Origin of the sequence: Bacillus sp. FSL K6-6038 (assembly GCF_038050455.1) — a bacterium.
Lineage (GTDB): Bacteria > Bacillota > Bacilli > Bacillales > Bacillaceae_G > Bacillus_A > Bacillus_A pseudomycoides.
Window position 1 is genome coordinate 4,967,136 of the sequence record NZ_JBBOUH010000001.1, and the last position, 14,892, is coordinate 4,982,027.

The 14,892-nt window shown below is 37.7% G+C and carries 17 protein-coding genes and 1 pseudogene; 4 read left to right on the forward strand and 14 right to left on the reverse strand.

The features are described from left to right. Positions 1-4: 4 nt before the first annotated feature. Entirely contained in the window at positions 5-430 is a 426-nt protein-coding gene (locus NSQ40_RS26245; RefSeq protein ID WP_003202035.1) for a CHRD domain-containing protein, read from the reverse strand. A 225-nt stretch (positions 431-655) separates the two neighbouring features. On the opposite strand from NSQ40_RS26245, the gene NSQ40_RS26250 reads away from it, so the two are divergent. After that, entirely contained in the window at positions 656-1,816 is a 1,161-nt protein-coding gene (locus tag NSQ40_RS26250) for a chromate transporter (RefSeq protein WP_033796541.1), read from the forward strand. A gap of 199 nt (positions 1,817-2,015) precedes the next feature. Here NSQ40_RS26250 and chbG read toward each other — a convergent pair whose 3' ends face one another. From chbG to NSQ40_RS26300, 10 genes are all read right to left on the reverse strand, one after another. Beyond that, on the reverse strand, positions 2,016-2,720 hold the full coding sequence (gene chbG / locus NSQ40_RS26255) for a chitin disaccharide deacetylase (RefSeq protein ID WP_258248362.1): 705 nt from the start codon (positions 2,718-2,720) through the stop codon (positions 2,016-2,018). 53 nt (positions 2,721-2,773) lie between these two features. Then, positions 2,774-4,099, reverse strand: coding sequence for a 6-phospho-beta-glucosidase (celF, locus tag NSQ40_RS26260; RefSeq protein ID WP_033797439.1), 1,326 nt, complete (start codon positions 4,097-4,099; stop codon positions 2,774-2,776). Between the two features lie 3 nt (positions 4,100-4,102). Beyond that, complete coding sequence (locus NSQ40_RS26265; RefSeq protein WP_003202028.1) at positions 4,103-4,426, reverse strand: PTS lactose/cellobiose transporter subunit IIA; 324 nt, start codon at positions 4,424-4,426, stop codon at positions 4,103-4,105. A gap of 181 nt (positions 4,427-4,607) precedes the next feature. After that, entirely contained in the window at positions 4,608-5,915 is a 1,308-nt protein-coding gene (gene celB / locus NSQ40_RS26270; protein ID WP_003202026.1) for a PTS cellobiose transporter subunit IIC, read from the reverse strand. 17 nt (positions 5,916-5,932) lie between these two features. After that, positions 5,933-6,235, reverse strand: a complete 303-nt coding sequence (locus NSQ40_RS26275; RefSeq protein WP_003202024.1) for a PTS sugar transporter subunit IIB — start codon at positions 6,233-6,235, stop codon at positions 5,933-5,935. A 542-nt stretch (positions 6,236-6,777) separates the two neighbouring features. Next, positions 6,778-7,191 (reverse strand): DUF3021 domain-containing protein, encoded by a 414-nt coding sequence (locus NSQ40_RS26280; RefSeq protein ID WP_033797440.1) that lies wholly within the window; start codon positions 7,189-7,191, stop codon positions 6,778-6,780. Positions 7,192-7,195: 4 nt separating this feature from the next. After that, the gene (locus NSQ40_RS26285) at positions 7,196-7,645 is read right to left on the reverse strand and encodes a LytTR family DNA-binding domain-containing protein (protein ID WP_033797441.1); all 450 of its coding nucleotides are present in this window, start codon (positions 7,643-7,645) and stop codon (positions 7,196-7,198) included. Between the two features lie 133 nt (positions 7,646-7,778). Next, complete coding sequence (locus tag NSQ40_RS26290; protein ID WP_003202017.1) at positions 7,779-8,096, reverse strand: PTS lactose/cellobiose transporter subunit IIA; 318 nt, start codon at positions 8,094-8,096, stop codon at positions 7,779-7,781. Positions 8,097-8,105: 9 nt separating this feature from the next. After that, positions 8,106-9,407, reverse strand: coding sequence for a PTS cellobiose transporter subunit IIC (celB, locus tag NSQ40_RS26295; protein ID WP_003202013.1), 1,302 nt, complete (start codon positions 9,405-9,407; stop codon positions 8,106-8,108). A 14-nt stretch (positions 9,408-9,421) separates the two neighbouring features. Next, positions 9,422-9,724 (reverse strand): PTS sugar transporter subunit IIB, encoded by a 303-nt coding sequence (locus tag NSQ40_RS26300; protein WP_003202011.1) that lies wholly within the window; start codon positions 9,722-9,724, stop codon positions 9,422-9,424. 232 nt (positions 9,725-9,956) lie between these two features. On the opposite strand from NSQ40_RS26300, the gene NSQ40_RS26305 reads away from it, so the two are divergent. Continuing rightward, complete coding sequence (locus NSQ40_RS26305; protein WP_026008517.1) at positions 9,957-11,174, forward strand: dicarboxylate/amino acid:cation symporter; 1,218 nt, start codon at positions 9,957-9,959, stop codon at positions 11,172-11,174. 176 nt (positions 11,175-11,350) lie between these two features. On the opposite strand, the gene NSQ40_RS26310 is transcribed toward NSQ40_RS26305, so the two are convergent. Further along, positions 11,351-11,629, reverse strand: coding sequence for a hypothetical protein (locus NSQ40_RS26310; RefSeq protein ID WP_003209040.1), 279 nt, complete (start codon positions 11,627-11,629; stop codon positions 11,351-11,353). A 257-nt stretch (positions 11,630-11,886) separates the two neighbouring features. Between NSQ40_RS26310 and NSQ40_RS26315 the strand changes: the two genes are divergently transcribed. Further along, positions 11,887-13,056, forward strand: coding sequence for an acyltransferase family protein (locus tag NSQ40_RS26315; protein WP_003205094.1), 1,170 nt, complete (start codon positions 11,887-11,889; stop codon positions 13,054-13,056). 83 nt (positions 13,057-13,139) lie between these two features. Next, positions 13,140-13,346 (forward strand): annotated as a pseudogene (locus NSQ40_RS26320) (LysR family transcriptional regulator); the annotation flags it as partial. 129 nt (positions 13,347-13,475) lie between these two features. On the opposite strand, the gene NSQ40_RS26325 reads toward NSQ40_RS26320, so the two are convergent. Both NSQ40_RS26325 and NSQ40_RS26330 read right to left on the reverse strand, forming a co-directional pair. Continuing rightward, positions 13,476-14,561, reverse strand: a complete 1,086-nt coding sequence (locus NSQ40_RS26325) for a hypothetical protein (protein WP_003205092.1) — start codon at positions 14,559-14,561, stop codon at positions 13,476-13,478. Between the two features lie 108 nt (positions 14,562-14,669). Beyond that, positions 14,670-14,813 carry a hypothetical protein gene (locus tag NSQ40_RS26330; RefSeq protein ID WP_003205090.1) on the reverse strand — a complete coding sequence of 48 codons (144 nt, stop codon included), beginning with the start codon at positions 14,811-14,813 and terminating at the stop codon, positions 14,670-14,672. Between the last annotated feature and the right edge of the window lie 79 nt (positions 14,814-14,892).

Consider the following 14,892-nt stretch of genomic DNA (forward strand, 5'->3'; position numbering starts at 1 on the left):
TTATTTACCGGCTCATGGACCTGATATATTCTTTTACCTTCCCACGAATTTCTCCGCTTGCATGTGCTTTTGTATGAACATTTACATATGCATTCGCTTCATCAATTGCCTGCACAAGATTTTCAAACGTCTTCCCTTGCAAAGGTCCCTCTAAATCTTCAGTGGACACCACACCCGTTATCGTTCCTTCATTTACGCTAATTCCATGCTTCACAGGTCCATATAAAAACACAACTACTGGCCCGGTCTGATTCCCTTTCCCTAAATGAATTTGACAAGATGTTACCTTCTCAATATTTTTCAATATCACCCTATAATGTAGTTTCGTAAAGTCGCTATTAAAAATAAGCTCCGCGACCCCATAGGCTTTCGATTTTACAGGAGGTAATTCATTACCGCCTTTCAGCTTAGCAACAAAATGTTTTGTCATACTAGCAACATTCTCCTTATATAAATTTCAATTTGAATAGCTGGTATCTCTTTAACTAATTTATTGCCGGGACACGATTAATTATGACTCTTTCAGAAATGCTTTTTCATGATGGTTATTCTACTCAAGAAATATTTACAAAAATATTACATAACAATCATTCCTGACAGCACACTGCTTACTATATAATGCACGTAGATTTAAAATTTCTTTAGGAGGTTCTTCTTGAAAACAATAATAGAAATCTTTCTCGTATCACTCAAGTTAGGCCTTACTTCTTTTGGAGGACCCGTGGCTCATCTTGGGTACTTTCATCACGAATATGTACAAAAACGAAAATGGATGGATGAGCGGGGCTATGGGGATTTAGTGGCACTCTGTCAATTTCTACCCGGTCCTGCAAGCAGCCAAGTTGGAATTGGCATCGGTTTATCACGAGGCGGGCTCCTTGGAGCTGTAGTCGCTTGGATTGGCTTTACACTCCCGTCAGTTCTCGTTCTTGTTTTTTTCGCTTCACTACTCCAGCAATTTCATGTGGTGGAAGCTGGCTGGATTCATGGATTAAAACTTGTAGCAGTAGCGATTGTCGCACATGCGATATGGGGAATGGCACAGAAATTAACACCGGACCGTAACCGAGCAACAATTGCAATTATTACTGCTGCAATTGCGTTATTATTTCCAAGCGCTTGGACACAAGTCACGCTTATTCTACTTGCTGGTCTTCTCGGTTGGCTCTTATATCGTAAGCATGAAATTCCATCTGCTAGCAAAACACATATTCCTGTTTCACGTATAACAGCTACCCTTTGTCTCTTACTATTCTTTAGTTTATTATTCTTGTTACCACTATTACGACCATTTTCGCACTGGATTGCCATGTTTGATAGTTTCTATCGCTCTGGCTCACTCGTGTTTGGCGGAGGACATGTCGTTCTTCCCCTTCTTGAAAATGAATTTGTATTAAATAGCATGATGACAAAAGAACAGTTTCTAGCAGGATACGGCTTAACACAAGCGGTTCCAGGTCCTCTTTTTACATTTGCATCTTACATAGGAACGGTACTAGGCGGGGCACTAGGAGCTACTATTGCGACAATCGCTATCTTTCTCCCGGCATTCTTACTTGTCATTGGTGTATTACCATTTTGGGATCAAGTGAGACGCTTGTCTTATGTACAAGGGGCACTCCTTGGCATTAATGCCGCCGTCGTCGGTATTTTACTAGCTGCTTTTTATAACCCTATTTGGACAAGCACAATCATGAGTAAAACTGATTTTGTTATCGCTTCTCTCTTATTTTGTCTATTAGCATTTTGGAAAGCACCTCCATGGATCGTTGTTGTTCTTGGTGCTTTAAGCGGTTATATTCTTTCTATTATCTAGCCATACAAAAAGACGGTCTTACTAAACCGTCTTTTCTACTATAGATTTTCAAACGTCTAAATCGCGGCCATGGAAAACAAAAAGTGACCTGTACTCATTTTCTCTCTTTGTTTTCACTTGGCATGGGGCTAAAAAAGGATCTGACCGCTTCTATGCATGGCCGGATCCTCTCTCCCTCCTAAAAGGAAAGTTTTTTATATTAAAATTTCACAAGCTCTATTCCTTTTGGTAAAACACTTTCCGTTAAAATCTGTAGTTCCTTCACACGGTCCATTACATAGGAAGAACGCTTTACAAGCTCTGGATCAATGTAAGCAGGGTGTGCCATTACCTCTACTGTTTTTCCATCCTGTACACGCTCTGCTAATTTGACAAAGTAATCTTCCTGCACGCCATCGCTATAGAAGTCACTATAAAACACATCAGAAAATGGACGCACCGCCCTCTCTTCTGCGCAGCGGCGGATTGGCACATTATATTTATCTGCTAATCGTTCAAGAACATCGTGCAAAATCGGTAAACCATGTGCATGATGATGACTATCTAAATGTGTTGGCTTTAATCCGTAAGATAGAAACTTTTCAATTTGAGCCGTCCACTCTCTTTCAACTTCTTCAGGGTTTATGTTTCCTTCTCTTACTACACTTTGCTTATGAAACAATCCATCTTCACCTACAAGAGACAGAACATCTGTAAGAAGAGATTTTCCCGCAGTTAAGACGAGATGCACCCCTACTCCTAATGTCTTATATTCTTTTGCTAAGCGTACTGCATGCTCCGTCCCTGGCATGTTCATCATCATCGTCGTAGAATTCACAATCCCGTTTACATGTCCTTCAATAATGCCGTAATTTGTACCTTCTGTAAGACCAAAATCATCTGCATTTACAATTAATCGAATCATAGATTTTTTCCCTCCTGCAAAATGAAAAAAGCGGGCTGAGTCAGCGCCGCTTTTTACTTTTCTACTTTTTTGAAGAACTGCGGAAGATATTCTTTATGTGCTTCCAACATTTCATCTAAAATTTGTTTTGCTACTTTATCTGATGGTACAAGTGGATTAATTGTCATAGCAAGCAGCGCTTTATGATAATCCCCTGTAACAGCAGCTTCAATTGACGTGCGCTCAAATGATTTAATTTGCTGAACTAAACCGCGAACAGGAACCGGTAAATCACCTACTGCAATCGGCTTTGGACCATCCTTCGTAATGATACAGTTTACTTCAACAGCAGAATCATGTGGCAAGCTTGCAATTGCACCATTGTTTCTTGTATTAACAGGTTGGATATCACCTTTATTATTATAAATAGACGTAATTAAACTACATGCTGCATCACTGTAGTAAGCCCCGCCGCGCTTTTCTAATTGCGGTGGCTTACTATCTAAATTCGGGTCTTTATATAACTCGAATAAGTCATCTTCTAATTTTTTCACCACTTCTGCACGTGTCCCTTTTTCAATAGAAGCTTGTTTTTCCTCTTCTAACATTTCACGTGTTTTATAGTAGTAGCGATGGTATGGACATGGAATTGCACGAAGTCCGCGAATGAAATCTGGCTCCCAATCAAGTGCAGCGATGTTTTCCATCGTAATTTGCTTTTCCGGATCTGTTACAAGTTCTAACACGCGATCCATCACACTTACTCCATCTAAATACACATTTAATCCATAAACCATGTGATTTAAACCAGCAAAGTCAACATGCACACGGCTTGCATCTACTTCAAGTAATCTTGCAAGTCCCATACGAATACCAATTGGAACATTACATAAGCCAACTACCTTTTGAATACTTGTATAACGCAGTACAGCCTCTGTTACCATACCAGCTGGATTTGCAAAGTTAATGAGCCAAGCATTTGGACAAAGTTCCTCCATATCCTTACAAATATCCAAAATAACAGGAATCGTTCTCAATGCTTTGAATAAACCACCCGGACCATTCGTTTCCTGACCGATTACGTCATATTTTAATGGAATGGCTTCATCTTTCGCGCGCGCTTCTAATAAACCAACGCGAAGCTGTGTTGTTACAAAGTCAGCATCTTTTAATGCTGCACGGCGATCCAGTGTTAAATGAATATCAATTGGTAAACCAGCTTTTTTCACCATACGTTTTGCTAAGTTACCAACGATTTCTAACTTCTCTTTTCCCGCCTCAATATCTACTAACCAAATCTCACGAACAGGAAGCTCATCATAACGCTTAATAAACCCTTCAATTAACTCCGGTGTATAACTAGAGCCACCACCGATTGTAACAATTTTAATTCCGCTCATATCTTACTCCCCTTTCGCATCAAGCTTTTTATAAAGGTCGATAAATTCCGCTGCTAATTCTTTCACAGTCATTGAATTCATTAAATGATCTTGTGCATGAATTAAAAGAACACTAATCTCTGTTTTTTCTCCTCTTGCTTCTGATTGTATGAGTTCTGTTTGGAAATGATGTGCTTCATTAATCGCTTCTTTCGCTTTTGCCATCGCTTCATCTGCTTCCCCTAATTTCCCCTGTTTTGCATATTGCAGTGCTTCCATCGCATAGCTTCTTGCGTTACCGCTGTGTAAAATTAATTGGAATGGGATTTGTTCTGCTGTAGTCATCATAAATACCGCCCTCTCTATATAGTTCAACCGATTAAAATACCCCTTCAGTTTAAACGTGTCTATGAAAATATTATTTTCTTAAATTGGTTTTGGTGTTCTTCTAGATGTGTGCCATCTTTCTGAACAAGATATAAAGTTATTGTTCTCACGAGCTCGTTTCACCCGTGAGAACAATCATGTATTACATAGGTACAGATTGATTATTTCCTTGTGCCGCTGCTTTTTCAGTTTTAACAATAGAACGGTCACATAATACAACGAATGGATAATAAATAACCATCGCAATTACAAAGTTGAATAACTGTAGAATTGCACCGGAAATGTGTCCGCCTGTTACAAGGTAACCACTAATGATTGGTGGTGTTGCCCATGGAATCATCGCAACTGTTTTTGGAACAAATCCAAGAGATATAGCCATGTAAGAAGTAATTACTAATACAACTGGTGTCACAATAAACGGAACGAATAAAATTGGGTTTAAAATAATTGGTGTACCAAAGATTACTGGTTCGTTAATGTTAAACGCACCAGGTCCAATTGATAATCGGGATACCCCGCGCAATTGCGCACTTCTTGCTACAATTAATACAACCACTAAGAATGCTAATGTTGCACCAGAACCACCAAGATATACGAAAGTATCAAAGAATGGTTTTGTAATAATGTTTGGCACATCAAATGAAGACACGCCATCTTGGAACATCTTGATGTTTTTTTCTAATGCCGGTAAGTATAATGGCTCGATAATCCCACCAACAATGTTTGGACCATGTAAACCAAAGAACCAAAGAACGTGAACAAGAATTACAATTACAATCGCACTTGGTAATGTACCTGCTAAACCTTGTAATGGTAATTGAATTGTATTAAAGATAAATTCATGAACACTTGTACCTGCTAATTTCACTGCTAATTGAATACCCGCAACTACTGTTAAAATAACAAACGCTGGAACTAATGCTGCAAATGATCTTAAAACTGCTGGTGGTACTCCGTCTGGCATTTTGAAAGTAATTTCTCTTTGTACAAAGAAGCGGAATGCTTCAGTAACAAGAAGCGCTACAATGATTGCTACGAATAAGCCTTGTGACCCTGTCCAAGCTAAGTTCAATCCGCCCTCTTTCGGTGTTGTTGGTGTAAGAATAATTAACGCACCAAATGAAATAATACCCGCTGACAATCCATCAACACCGTAAGATTTTGCTAAGTTATAACTTGTTGTAAACGCTATAATTAGTGCTAAAATTGCGAAAGACCCTGTCCACATTCCACCGCCGACGTCTTTCCAAACTTCTCCGAATGTACCTTTCATAAAGTTTTGGAAAGCCTCGGATGGAAAACCATTAATAAGTGATGCAAATGCACCAACTAAGATAAGTGGCATAACCGCGATAAACCCATCACGGATCGCAGCTAAATGACGTTGTGACCCGATTTTACCAGCGACTGGAACAATATATTTTTCCATAAATGCGATAAACTTTTGCATTTTCTTTCCCTCCCTAATTATTTTTTAAGTGTTAAAGCGTGATCTAAAACTGCTTCTCCATTCATCATGCCGTAGTGCATTGGATTAATAACATCGATACCAACGTTCCTCTCATCAGCAAGCGCTTTCATCGAAGACAGCATATAACGAACTTGTGGTCCTAGTAATAATACGTCTGCTTCATCAATATTGTTTTTTACTGCATCCCCAGATACAGCCCAAATCTTTCCTTCTAACCCGCGAGCCTTTGCAGCTGCTTCCATTTTTGTAACTAGTAAACTTGTAGACATTCCTGCTGAACAACAAAGTAAAATATTCATTAATTAGTCCCCCTATGCATGTAAACTATTTTTGTTTATTTGTTTTTCTTTACGCCTTTTATTAATGCAACTTCCGTGCCAATTTTTTAAACCGCCTAAAATTAACGTTTTTCTCTGTGTTTTCATTGTGTGTTATCGCTTTCAAAAAGTGTGTTACCCAAAATATTGATAGTGTGTTATAAAACAACACGCTTGTAACACATATCTGTATGAAAATAGATTAGTGTTTAGTTGTCTAGTTGTGCTTAAAACATAAAATAAAATATTTTTATAAAAAACATTCATTTTCTTTGTAATAAGAAAAAATTTATGGGAATTATATTTTTCAATATACAAAAGGATAAATTAAGAGGAAAGAACTCATATATGTCAACTATGAAAAACGAGGACTTTCAGTCATAACAGTACCATCAGTGGATTCACTGATGGTACTGTTATGATTCATACAAGACTAAATGTGATTAAACCGACTCTCGATTTATCATTGAACTCCACCAAAACAATATGATTTTCACTAAATGGCCTACTTCATTTCGATTCCTTTATTTCAAGCTATTATTCAATCCCTCAATTTTCTTTTTCCAATACATTGTCATCGCAAACCATATAATGAAGTAAATAACGATGAAGCTACCTGTGCAAATGAGAAGCGGAACGAGATGATTTGGAACCCAACCAACCCAAATTGCAGTCGGTAAAAATGTGCCTAATAAAATGATGAAGTGAATGATTGTTTGCTTTAAAATGCCCCATTCTTCTTTCTCAAATACAAAGGAAGCAAACGAGAAAATCAGCCCTACAATATTTGATGCTACAAGGTGAGTAAGCAGTATTTTTGTCTCTAATACATCCATTCCATTTACATAACCAATTCCTAAAAACAATAAGCTATAAAGCATCGCCATCGCCATTCCTGCGATAACCTTGGCACCTATCCTATCAAACAAAGTAACCATATTCCTAACCTCCTCCCATATTCAAAGCTTCTTTAATAAGCGGTACATATTTTCTTGAAACGTATTCTTTCATTCCATTTGAAAAGTGTGCACACATACTGCCGCTAAATGACATTTCAAAGTTTATTACATGTTGCAAGTTAGCGAGTGTAGACTTTGAAAATCGTACAAAGCGATCACCCTGTAATTTTGTTTCTAACTCATACAAACGAGATTTCACTTCAAGACTTCCTTTCATCGTTTGAGCCATTACCTTTCGATCCTCTGTATAAAACCAATAAATATCTTTTGGCTCTAACAAATAATATTGTTGCTTCAATACTCCAACAATTTGCTTCACATTCCCCCCTTCTATCCTTTTTAAAAGTTGCTGAACTTCATCTGTCACTTCTTTTGCTTTAACAATAATCTCTATCTCATCTTGTGATGGATTTAATTCAAGGTGAATTTTCACTGCCTTCCACCTCCCTTACGCCCTTATTGTTACATATATTTCAAAAAAAGAAATAGATTGGTACATGAGTGGTATTCTTTACGTCATAACTGACTCTTTTTCAAACATAAAAAAACCTTGCATACGCAAGGCCTCATTCTTTCGCTAACATTTTCTTATATAACTCTACAAATTCACTCGCTAATTCCTTCACCATAATCGCATTCATTAAATGATCTTGCGCATGAACCATGAGCAGTGTAATCTCTGTCTTTTCCCCCCCAGCTTCCCTCTGTATTAAATCCGTTTGTAAACGATGTGCCTCTTGTAGTTCTTGTAAGGCCTCCTGCAATTTCGCCTCCGCTTCTTGAAATTCTCCCCGCTTTGCATAATCAATGGCTTCCATCGCACAACTTCTCGCATTTCCCCCATGTAAAATTAAATGAAAGGCTTGCGTCTCTAATATATCCATCTTAATTGCCTACTCCCCTTTTTCTTCGGCTACTTTTTGTTTATCCCACATTTTCAAGAACGGTAAATAAATCAAAAATGCAAGTATAAAGTTAACAATTTGCAAGACAACTCCTGAAATTTTCCCACCCGACCCTAAATATCCACTAAAAAGAATTGGTGTAGTCCACGGTACTGCCGCACCGCTTGGCCGAGCAACAAGCCCCCATTCCATTGCAAAATAAGAAACAAATGTCATAACGACAGGAACAAGTATAAATGGAATGAGCAAAAGTGGATTCAGTACAATTGGCATTCCAAACGTGACCATTTCATTAATATTAAAAATGCCTGGTGCGATTGATAGCCGACCCAAACTTTTTAATTGCTGACTCCGTGCAAATAATAACATCGCTACAACAAGTGCAAGCGTTGCACCAGATCCACCTGTGTAGATCCACAAATCAAAGAATTGTGCTGTTATCGTGTTTGGGACATCTTGCCCCGCCTGAAAAGCAATACGATTTTGATCCATTAATGATAACCAAACCGGGCTCATAACACCGCCTACAATTGCGGCCCCGTGAATCCCACATGCCCAAAGCACATGAACAACAATAACCGCTGCCACCGCGCCAAAAAGACTTGCTCCAAGTACACTAAGCGGAGCTTGCAGAAGCTGCCCTACAATATTATGAATACTACCAAAAGTGGTTTGCTCCAAAATTAAGCGCAGAATCCAAACAACCGTCACAACGATAAAACCTGGAATGAGTGCAGTAAATGAACGTGTTACAGCTGGTGGAACCGTTTCCGGCATTTTAATAATCATCTTCTTCTGGATAATAAACCTGTAAATTTCGGTAGATATAAGTGCTATAATCATCGCCACGAATAGCCCTTGACTCCCCATCAATGCAGCAGGTATAACCCCATCTACTACTACACTTTCCTTCGTACTAGGTATAATATGTGTCACTTGAAATGGAGTTGCTAGTAAAAAGGATACAAGTGACAATGCTCCTGCTGCTAATGCATCTACTTTATATTGTTCTCCCAGTCTGTAAGCGATTCCAAAAGTAGCTATTAAAGACATTATATTAAATGTTGCGCTAACTGGATACCCTAACGCCTTCTGCCAATTCCCTCCAAATAAACTTTCCATAAAACCGTTATATCCAGGTATTGGTAAAGCGCTGATAATAAGAAAAAATGAACCGATAATTAAGAAAGGCATCGTTAAAATAATCCCATCACGAATTGCTTGTAAATGCCGCTGCTGCGCAATTCTCCCTGCTACTGGCATAACATATTTCTCTAAAAACCGGACCATCTACTCCACTCTCCTTATGCTCTCATTGACAATGCTGCCTCTAATACGGCTTCTCCGTTACAAAGCCCATAATGTACAGAGTGAATAATATCAACAGGTATCCCTTTTTCTTCACACATTTCCTTCATCTTCGGTAATAAATAACGCACTTGAGGTCCAAGCAAGAGCACATCCGCTTCATCAATATGATTCCGTATTTCCGAACCCGATACAGCCCAAATTTTTACTTCTAACCCTTTTGCCTGTGCCGCTTTCTCCATTTTCGTTACAAGCAAACTAGTAGACATTCCTGCTGCACAGCAAAGTAAAATGTTCATTAAACTCCCTCCTTACTTTTAATCAGCTGGAATCCTATCCACATTTCTCTTCATATCCACTACTAGGTTACCAATGTATATGTCTATATTGGTTTCCATATGACGAGCATAAAAACAAAAATTTCCCCGTTTTCACTCTATTCCATCTATCTGTATTTTCCTAGTAAACTGCCTCATAAATCGCTATAATGATTCAGTATGATTTTTTACATTAAATAGGAGGAGATATATGATGAAGGCTTATCGCTTTCCAATTATTTTATTATCTTCCATCCTAATTGGTGGTTTCATTGGTTATTTCATGGGTACCGATGCAGTTGCTTTAAAACCGCTTGGTGACATTTTCTTAAACTTAATGTTTACGATTGTTGTACCTCTTGTGTTCTTTAGCATTGCTTCCTCTATTGCCAATATGGATGGATTAAAACGTTTCGGAAAAATCATGTCTAGCATGGCAGGAACTTTCTTATTTACAAGTATTATCGCTGCAATTTTTATGATTATTGTTGTGAAAGTATTCCCGCCCGCACAAGGTGTTGTACTAGAGTTAACACAACCTGATAAGGCTGAAAAAAGCATTAGCGTTGCTGATCAAATTGTTGGCATCCTTACAGTGTCAGATTTCTCAAAGTTACTTTCTCGTGAAAATATGCTAGCTCTTATTTTCTTCTCTATTTTAATGGGAATCGCAACTTCAGCAGTTGGCGAAAAAGGAAAACCATTCGCTACCTTCTTACAATCTGGTGCAGAAATTTCAATGAAAGTTGTTTCTTTCATTATGTACTATGCTCCAATTGGACTAGCTGCTTACTTTGCAGCCTTAGTTGGGGAATTTGGGCCACAGCTTCTTGGAACATATTTCCGAGCAGCAATGGTATACTATCCAGCTTCTCTTGTATACTTCTTTGTCTTCTTTACCTTCTACGCATACCTTGCAGGACGCAAACAAGGTGTACAAATCTTTTGGAAAAACATGGTCTCTCCTACAGTTACATCACTTGCAACTTGTAGTAGTGCCGCGAGTATTCCAGCAAACTTAGAAGCAACGAAAAAAATGGGCATCTCTTCTGACGTTCGTGAAACAGTTGTCCTTCTTGGTTCTACACTTCATAAAGACGGATCTGTTTTAGGTGGCGTAATTAAAATTGCTTTCTTATTCGGGATTTTCAATATGGAATTCTCAAGTCCAAAAACATTGGCAATCGCACTTGTTGTTTCCCTATTAGTTGGAACAGTAATGGGTGCAATTCCTGGTGGCGGTATGATTGGTGAAATGTTAATTGTTTCTCTATATGGCTTCCCACCAGAAGCTTTGCCAATTATCGCAGCTATTAGTACAATCATTGACCCACCAGCAACGATGTTAAACGTAACAGGAGATAACGCTTGTGCCGTAATGACAGCTCGTCTTGTTGAAGGTAAAAACTGGATTAAGAATAAAGTAATGTAATAGGTTCTTATCATTCTTTTAAAATAAAAAATCGCTAGAAACAAAAACCTTTTCTTTTAAAATAAAGAAAGGGTTTTTGTTTGATCAACGGAATATTCAGTTAACTATTTATCAAACGGAACGACTGGTAAAAATATTGAAAAAAGTAAAAAAAGTAAGATAATTAGCAAGAATACTTAATGAGGGGGTTCTTTTATGAAAAAAAAGTTTTTGATATTGCCTGCCGTAGCACTGCTAGCACTTCCTGCCTTCAGCTTTAGCAATGCTTCTACTAATCTAACAGCTTTTAATCCACCACCACCTGATAGAGTTTCTAACAACTTAACAGCTTTTAATCCGCCACCACCTGACAGAGTTTCTAACAACTTAACGGCTTTTAATCCACCACCACCTGACAGAGTTTCTAACAACTTAACGGCTTTTAATCCACCACCACCTGACAGAGTTTCTAACAACTTAACGGCTTTTAATCCGCCGCCACCTGATAGAATCTCTAATACAATTGGTTAATATATTCATGCATCATGGATCCTATTCCATTGATGTATGAATTATCTTAAATTGAGAAGAAGCTAGATATTCACTCTAGCTTCTTCTTTGATGTTACAAGTTTGTTTTATAACTACAAATTAATCAGATTATACCCACAACTTTGTTATAACTTTCACAAAGTTTCCATAGCCCTTTCCTCTCCTTCGTACTATAATCATGTATGGAAAAGGAGATGGAAACTATGACACACAGCGCCCCAGAGTTTAAAGTTTTGCAAAGCATTGCGTTCCTTGCTGTTGTTTTGCAAAGTTCCTTACTATATACAATGAATCAAGGACATATTCTACTAGAACAATCTCTCATTATGGGAATGCTATTTAATCTCGCAAAATTTTCAGCACCTGCATTCATCTTTATCGTCGGGTTCCATTTAATTCAGCAATACACAAAACAAATGGTCTATACAGAATACATCTATGAAAAAACAGCACACTTGCTTGCTCCTTACTTCTTCTGGTCCGTCGTGTACTTATTGACAACAAACCAAGTCGTTACAGTGCAAAGCGGGATAAAAAGCCTATTACTCGGAACAGCTGCGCCTCATCTTTGGTATGTCATTATGATGTTCCAAATTCATTTGCTGTTTCCCTTATTATGCACCTTATTTTATTGGTTTAAAAAAAGAACACAAAATCAGCAAGATATATACCGATACATGGCCGCTTTTGCTAGCATTTATTTTCTCTTAATGTGGTATTCTTCTCACTATATTTTTAACGGTGAAGTGCTAACTCAATCGACTGTTTTGCATTATACAGATCGTTCCTTCTTCTTCTATTCATTTTACTTTGTCATGGGAGGAATCGCTGCTGTAGCACTTCAAGCTTGGCGCTTATTTGTAATGAAACACATACCACTTATAACAATCTTGTTTTTTATTCTATTCTTATTCATCAACTATGAACTATTTAGCTTTTATGGTGTAGATTCCATTCACCTTACTGTATCTACCTATTTAAAGCCATCCATGTTTCTGTACATTGTATGTGAAATTTTAATACTATACGTACTATCTATCATGATTGTACAGCGGCGAGGTGCTTTATATAAAACATTACGCTTTATCGGAAACTACACGTACGGAGCCTATTTAGCACACTTTTTCTTTTTACAGCTAATTACGAAATTACTATCTCTATTTACAATACAGGCAAATACAATTCTATATAGTCTATTACTATTTCTTCTAACGGCAACATTCTCTATCATCACAATGGTTATATGTAGCACGATTCCATTCCATACATGGATTACAGGACCTTCTCCCACGCCTGTATTAAAATGGCCAACGCTCCTGCCTTTACTGCCATTATTAAGAAGTAAAAAGTAAAAGAAGCTGCTTTGCAGAAGTTTCTTTAAGCTGTATGTGACTTGTAATCCAAGCAATTCCACCAGCAACAACTAAATAACATAATAAAATTAAAATTTGCATTTGTCCCTAACCTAACTTTGTTACGAAATTCTAATCTTTCATCAAACAAGCTCCGCATTATTGAACCAAGGTGCCAACGAACTATTGGATTAAGTTGGTCAAAAAGGCGTTACTTATCATCAACAGCTCAGAAGTTCCGTCAATTCGTTATTCACTATTTCTCGAGCATTTCATCACCACGTACTTAAAAAATCTCCAAAATAAAAATGCCACTTTTCAGTGGCATTTTTATCCCGCAGTAACCGGCAGTAATATCCCGATTGGTGAAGGGTCATAATCAGTGGGGAATAAAGCTCCCCACTGATTAAAGTTTCATTTTACTTCTTATCCATTTTCAATTCCGTCTCAGCTAATAGCGGCAACACATTATCAAAAATATGCGTGTTGTTCTCTTTTCCAGTCACATATCCACCATAAAACCTGCTGAATACATTGTCATTCCGAAATTCACTCATGCGCTCATACAATTCTTGGGCAAATTTTTTATCTCCTACTTGTAATACATATAAAATCGTTAGCCCATATGCTGCTGGTGATTCAAAATCTACTACTGGTTTTCCTGTTTCTAAATCATAGCGACCGTATAACTTCCCATCTTTGCGGAATACCTTTTTAATAAACTCTAAATATGCTTCGGAGGAAATTCCGCCTAAACTACGATGGTAAGCAACATACGATTGATCAATGAGATTCACCCGGTTTTCATATGTAAATGTACCATCCTCTTTGTATTCTTTCGGGAATGCCCAGCCACGTCTTGGATAATCCGTTAAAAATTGAATAGCTTCCTGATACTGCGTTTCTGAAATTTTTCCGTACTTTTTCATATAAGAGAATGCACTTGGATTTATGTAAGATGTCGTTAATATGTTATTTTGCATACCCTTATCTGCGTCATAATAGTCAACATAGATTTTCTTTTTCTTATTATAACGTAGTACAGCATCACTCACTTGATCCGCAAGATGCTTATACCGCTCTTCTTTATACATGTCATAAGCACGATATAGCTGTTCGATGATGCGGAGATCATCAATGAGAGCATTCGTACCAGCCTGTCTTTCTCCTGTTTCAGAAATCTTCCATAAAACAATATGGACTGGATGTATAAAATAATTTTGGATCACCTTTACTTGTTCATCAAACAATGATTGATCGTCCATATCAAGCGTATATTGTAACCATAGCCCTGATGATTCTGATAATGCTTCACGGCCGGTAGCCTCGTTCGTTCCTACCTTTGAATCAGCTATGCGATATGTTGCGAGCGTCCCATTCTCGTTCATCATATGTCTCATAATAAAATATTCTGTTCGATTTCCTTGTAGTGCAGTCCAAAAAACAATTCCACCTAAAACCATAAATAAAGTTAACGCAATCCATATATACAAACGTTTCCGCACTTTTTCTCACCTCTATAATAAGACTAACCGTAATCTTAGTAGAGCATACGAAAACATTAAAAAGACAATCCTTTAGATTGTCTCTTACTTTTCTATCCTTTACACACGTTAATTAGCCTCTTTTGTAGGGCGATACAATAATTGCACAAGGTGATCATATTCACGCCGTGTAATTTCTTTATTATATAGCTTTAATAACAAATCTTTATGCTCTTTCGAAAACGCCATTTTTCTAATGACTTCAGGATACATACAAACATCCCCTCCGTTTTACGTGAACTTCCACATTCTGTTAAACTCTAGCTTGTCCTTCTACAACTAAAACCCCTTA

What these genes read in the sequence shown, in the direction of transcription:
- celF (WP_033797439.1), bottom strand. Translation starts at nt 4,099, where the DNA reads ATGAGCGGAATTAAAATTGTTACAATCGGTGGTGGCTCTAGTTATACA.
- NSQ40_RS26245 (WP_003202035.1), bottom strand. Translation starts at nt 430, where the DNA reads ATGACAAAACATTTTGTTGCTAAGCTGAAAGGCGGTAATGAATTACCT.
- NSQ40_RS26330 (WP_003205090.1), bottom strand. Translation starts at nt 14,813, where the DNA reads ATGTATCCTGAAGTCATTAGAAAAATGGCGTTTTCGAAAGAGCATAAA.
- NSQ40_RS26315 (WP_003205094.1), top strand. Translation starts at nt 11,887, where the DNA reads ATGGAAAAGGAGATGGAAACTATGACACACAGCGCCCCAGAGTTTAAA.
- chbG (WP_258248362.1), bottom strand. Translation starts at nt 2,720, where the DNA reads ATGATTCGATTAATTGTAAATGCAGATGATTTTGGTCTTACAGAAGGT.
- NSQ40_RS26275 (WP_003202024.1), bottom strand. Translation starts at nt 6,235, where the DNA reads ATGAATATTTTACTTTGTTGTTCAGCAGGAATGTCTACAAGTTTACTA.
- celB (WP_003202013.1), bottom strand. Translation starts at nt 9,407, where the DNA reads ATGGTCCGGTTTTTAGAGAAATATGTTATGCCAGTAGCAGGGAGAATT.
- NSQ40_RS26265 (WP_003202028.1), bottom strand. Translation starts at nt 4,426, where the DNA reads ATGATGACTACAGCAGAACAAATCCCATTCCAATTAATTTTACACAGC.
- NSQ40_RS26305 (WP_026008517.1), top strand. Translation starts at nt 9,957, where the DNA reads ATGAAGGCTTATCGCTTTCCAATTATTTTATTATCTTCCATCCTAATT.
- NSQ40_RS26300 (WP_003202011.1), bottom strand. Translation starts at nt 9,724, where the DNA reads ATGAACATTTTACTTTGCTGTGCAGCAGGAATGTCTACTAGTTTGCTT.
- NSQ40_RS26280 (WP_033797440.1), bottom strand. Translation starts at nt 7,191, where the DNA reads ATGGTTACTTTGTTTGATAGGATAGGTGCCAAGGTTATCGCAGGAATG.
- celB (WP_003202026.1), bottom strand. Translation starts at nt 5,915, where the DNA reads ATGCAAAAGTTTATCGCATTTATGGAAAAATATATTGTTCCAGTCGCT.
- NSQ40_RS26290 (WP_003202017.1), bottom strand. Translation starts at nt 8,096, where the DNA reads ATGGATATATTAGAGACGCAAGCCTTTCATTTAATTTTACATGGGGGA.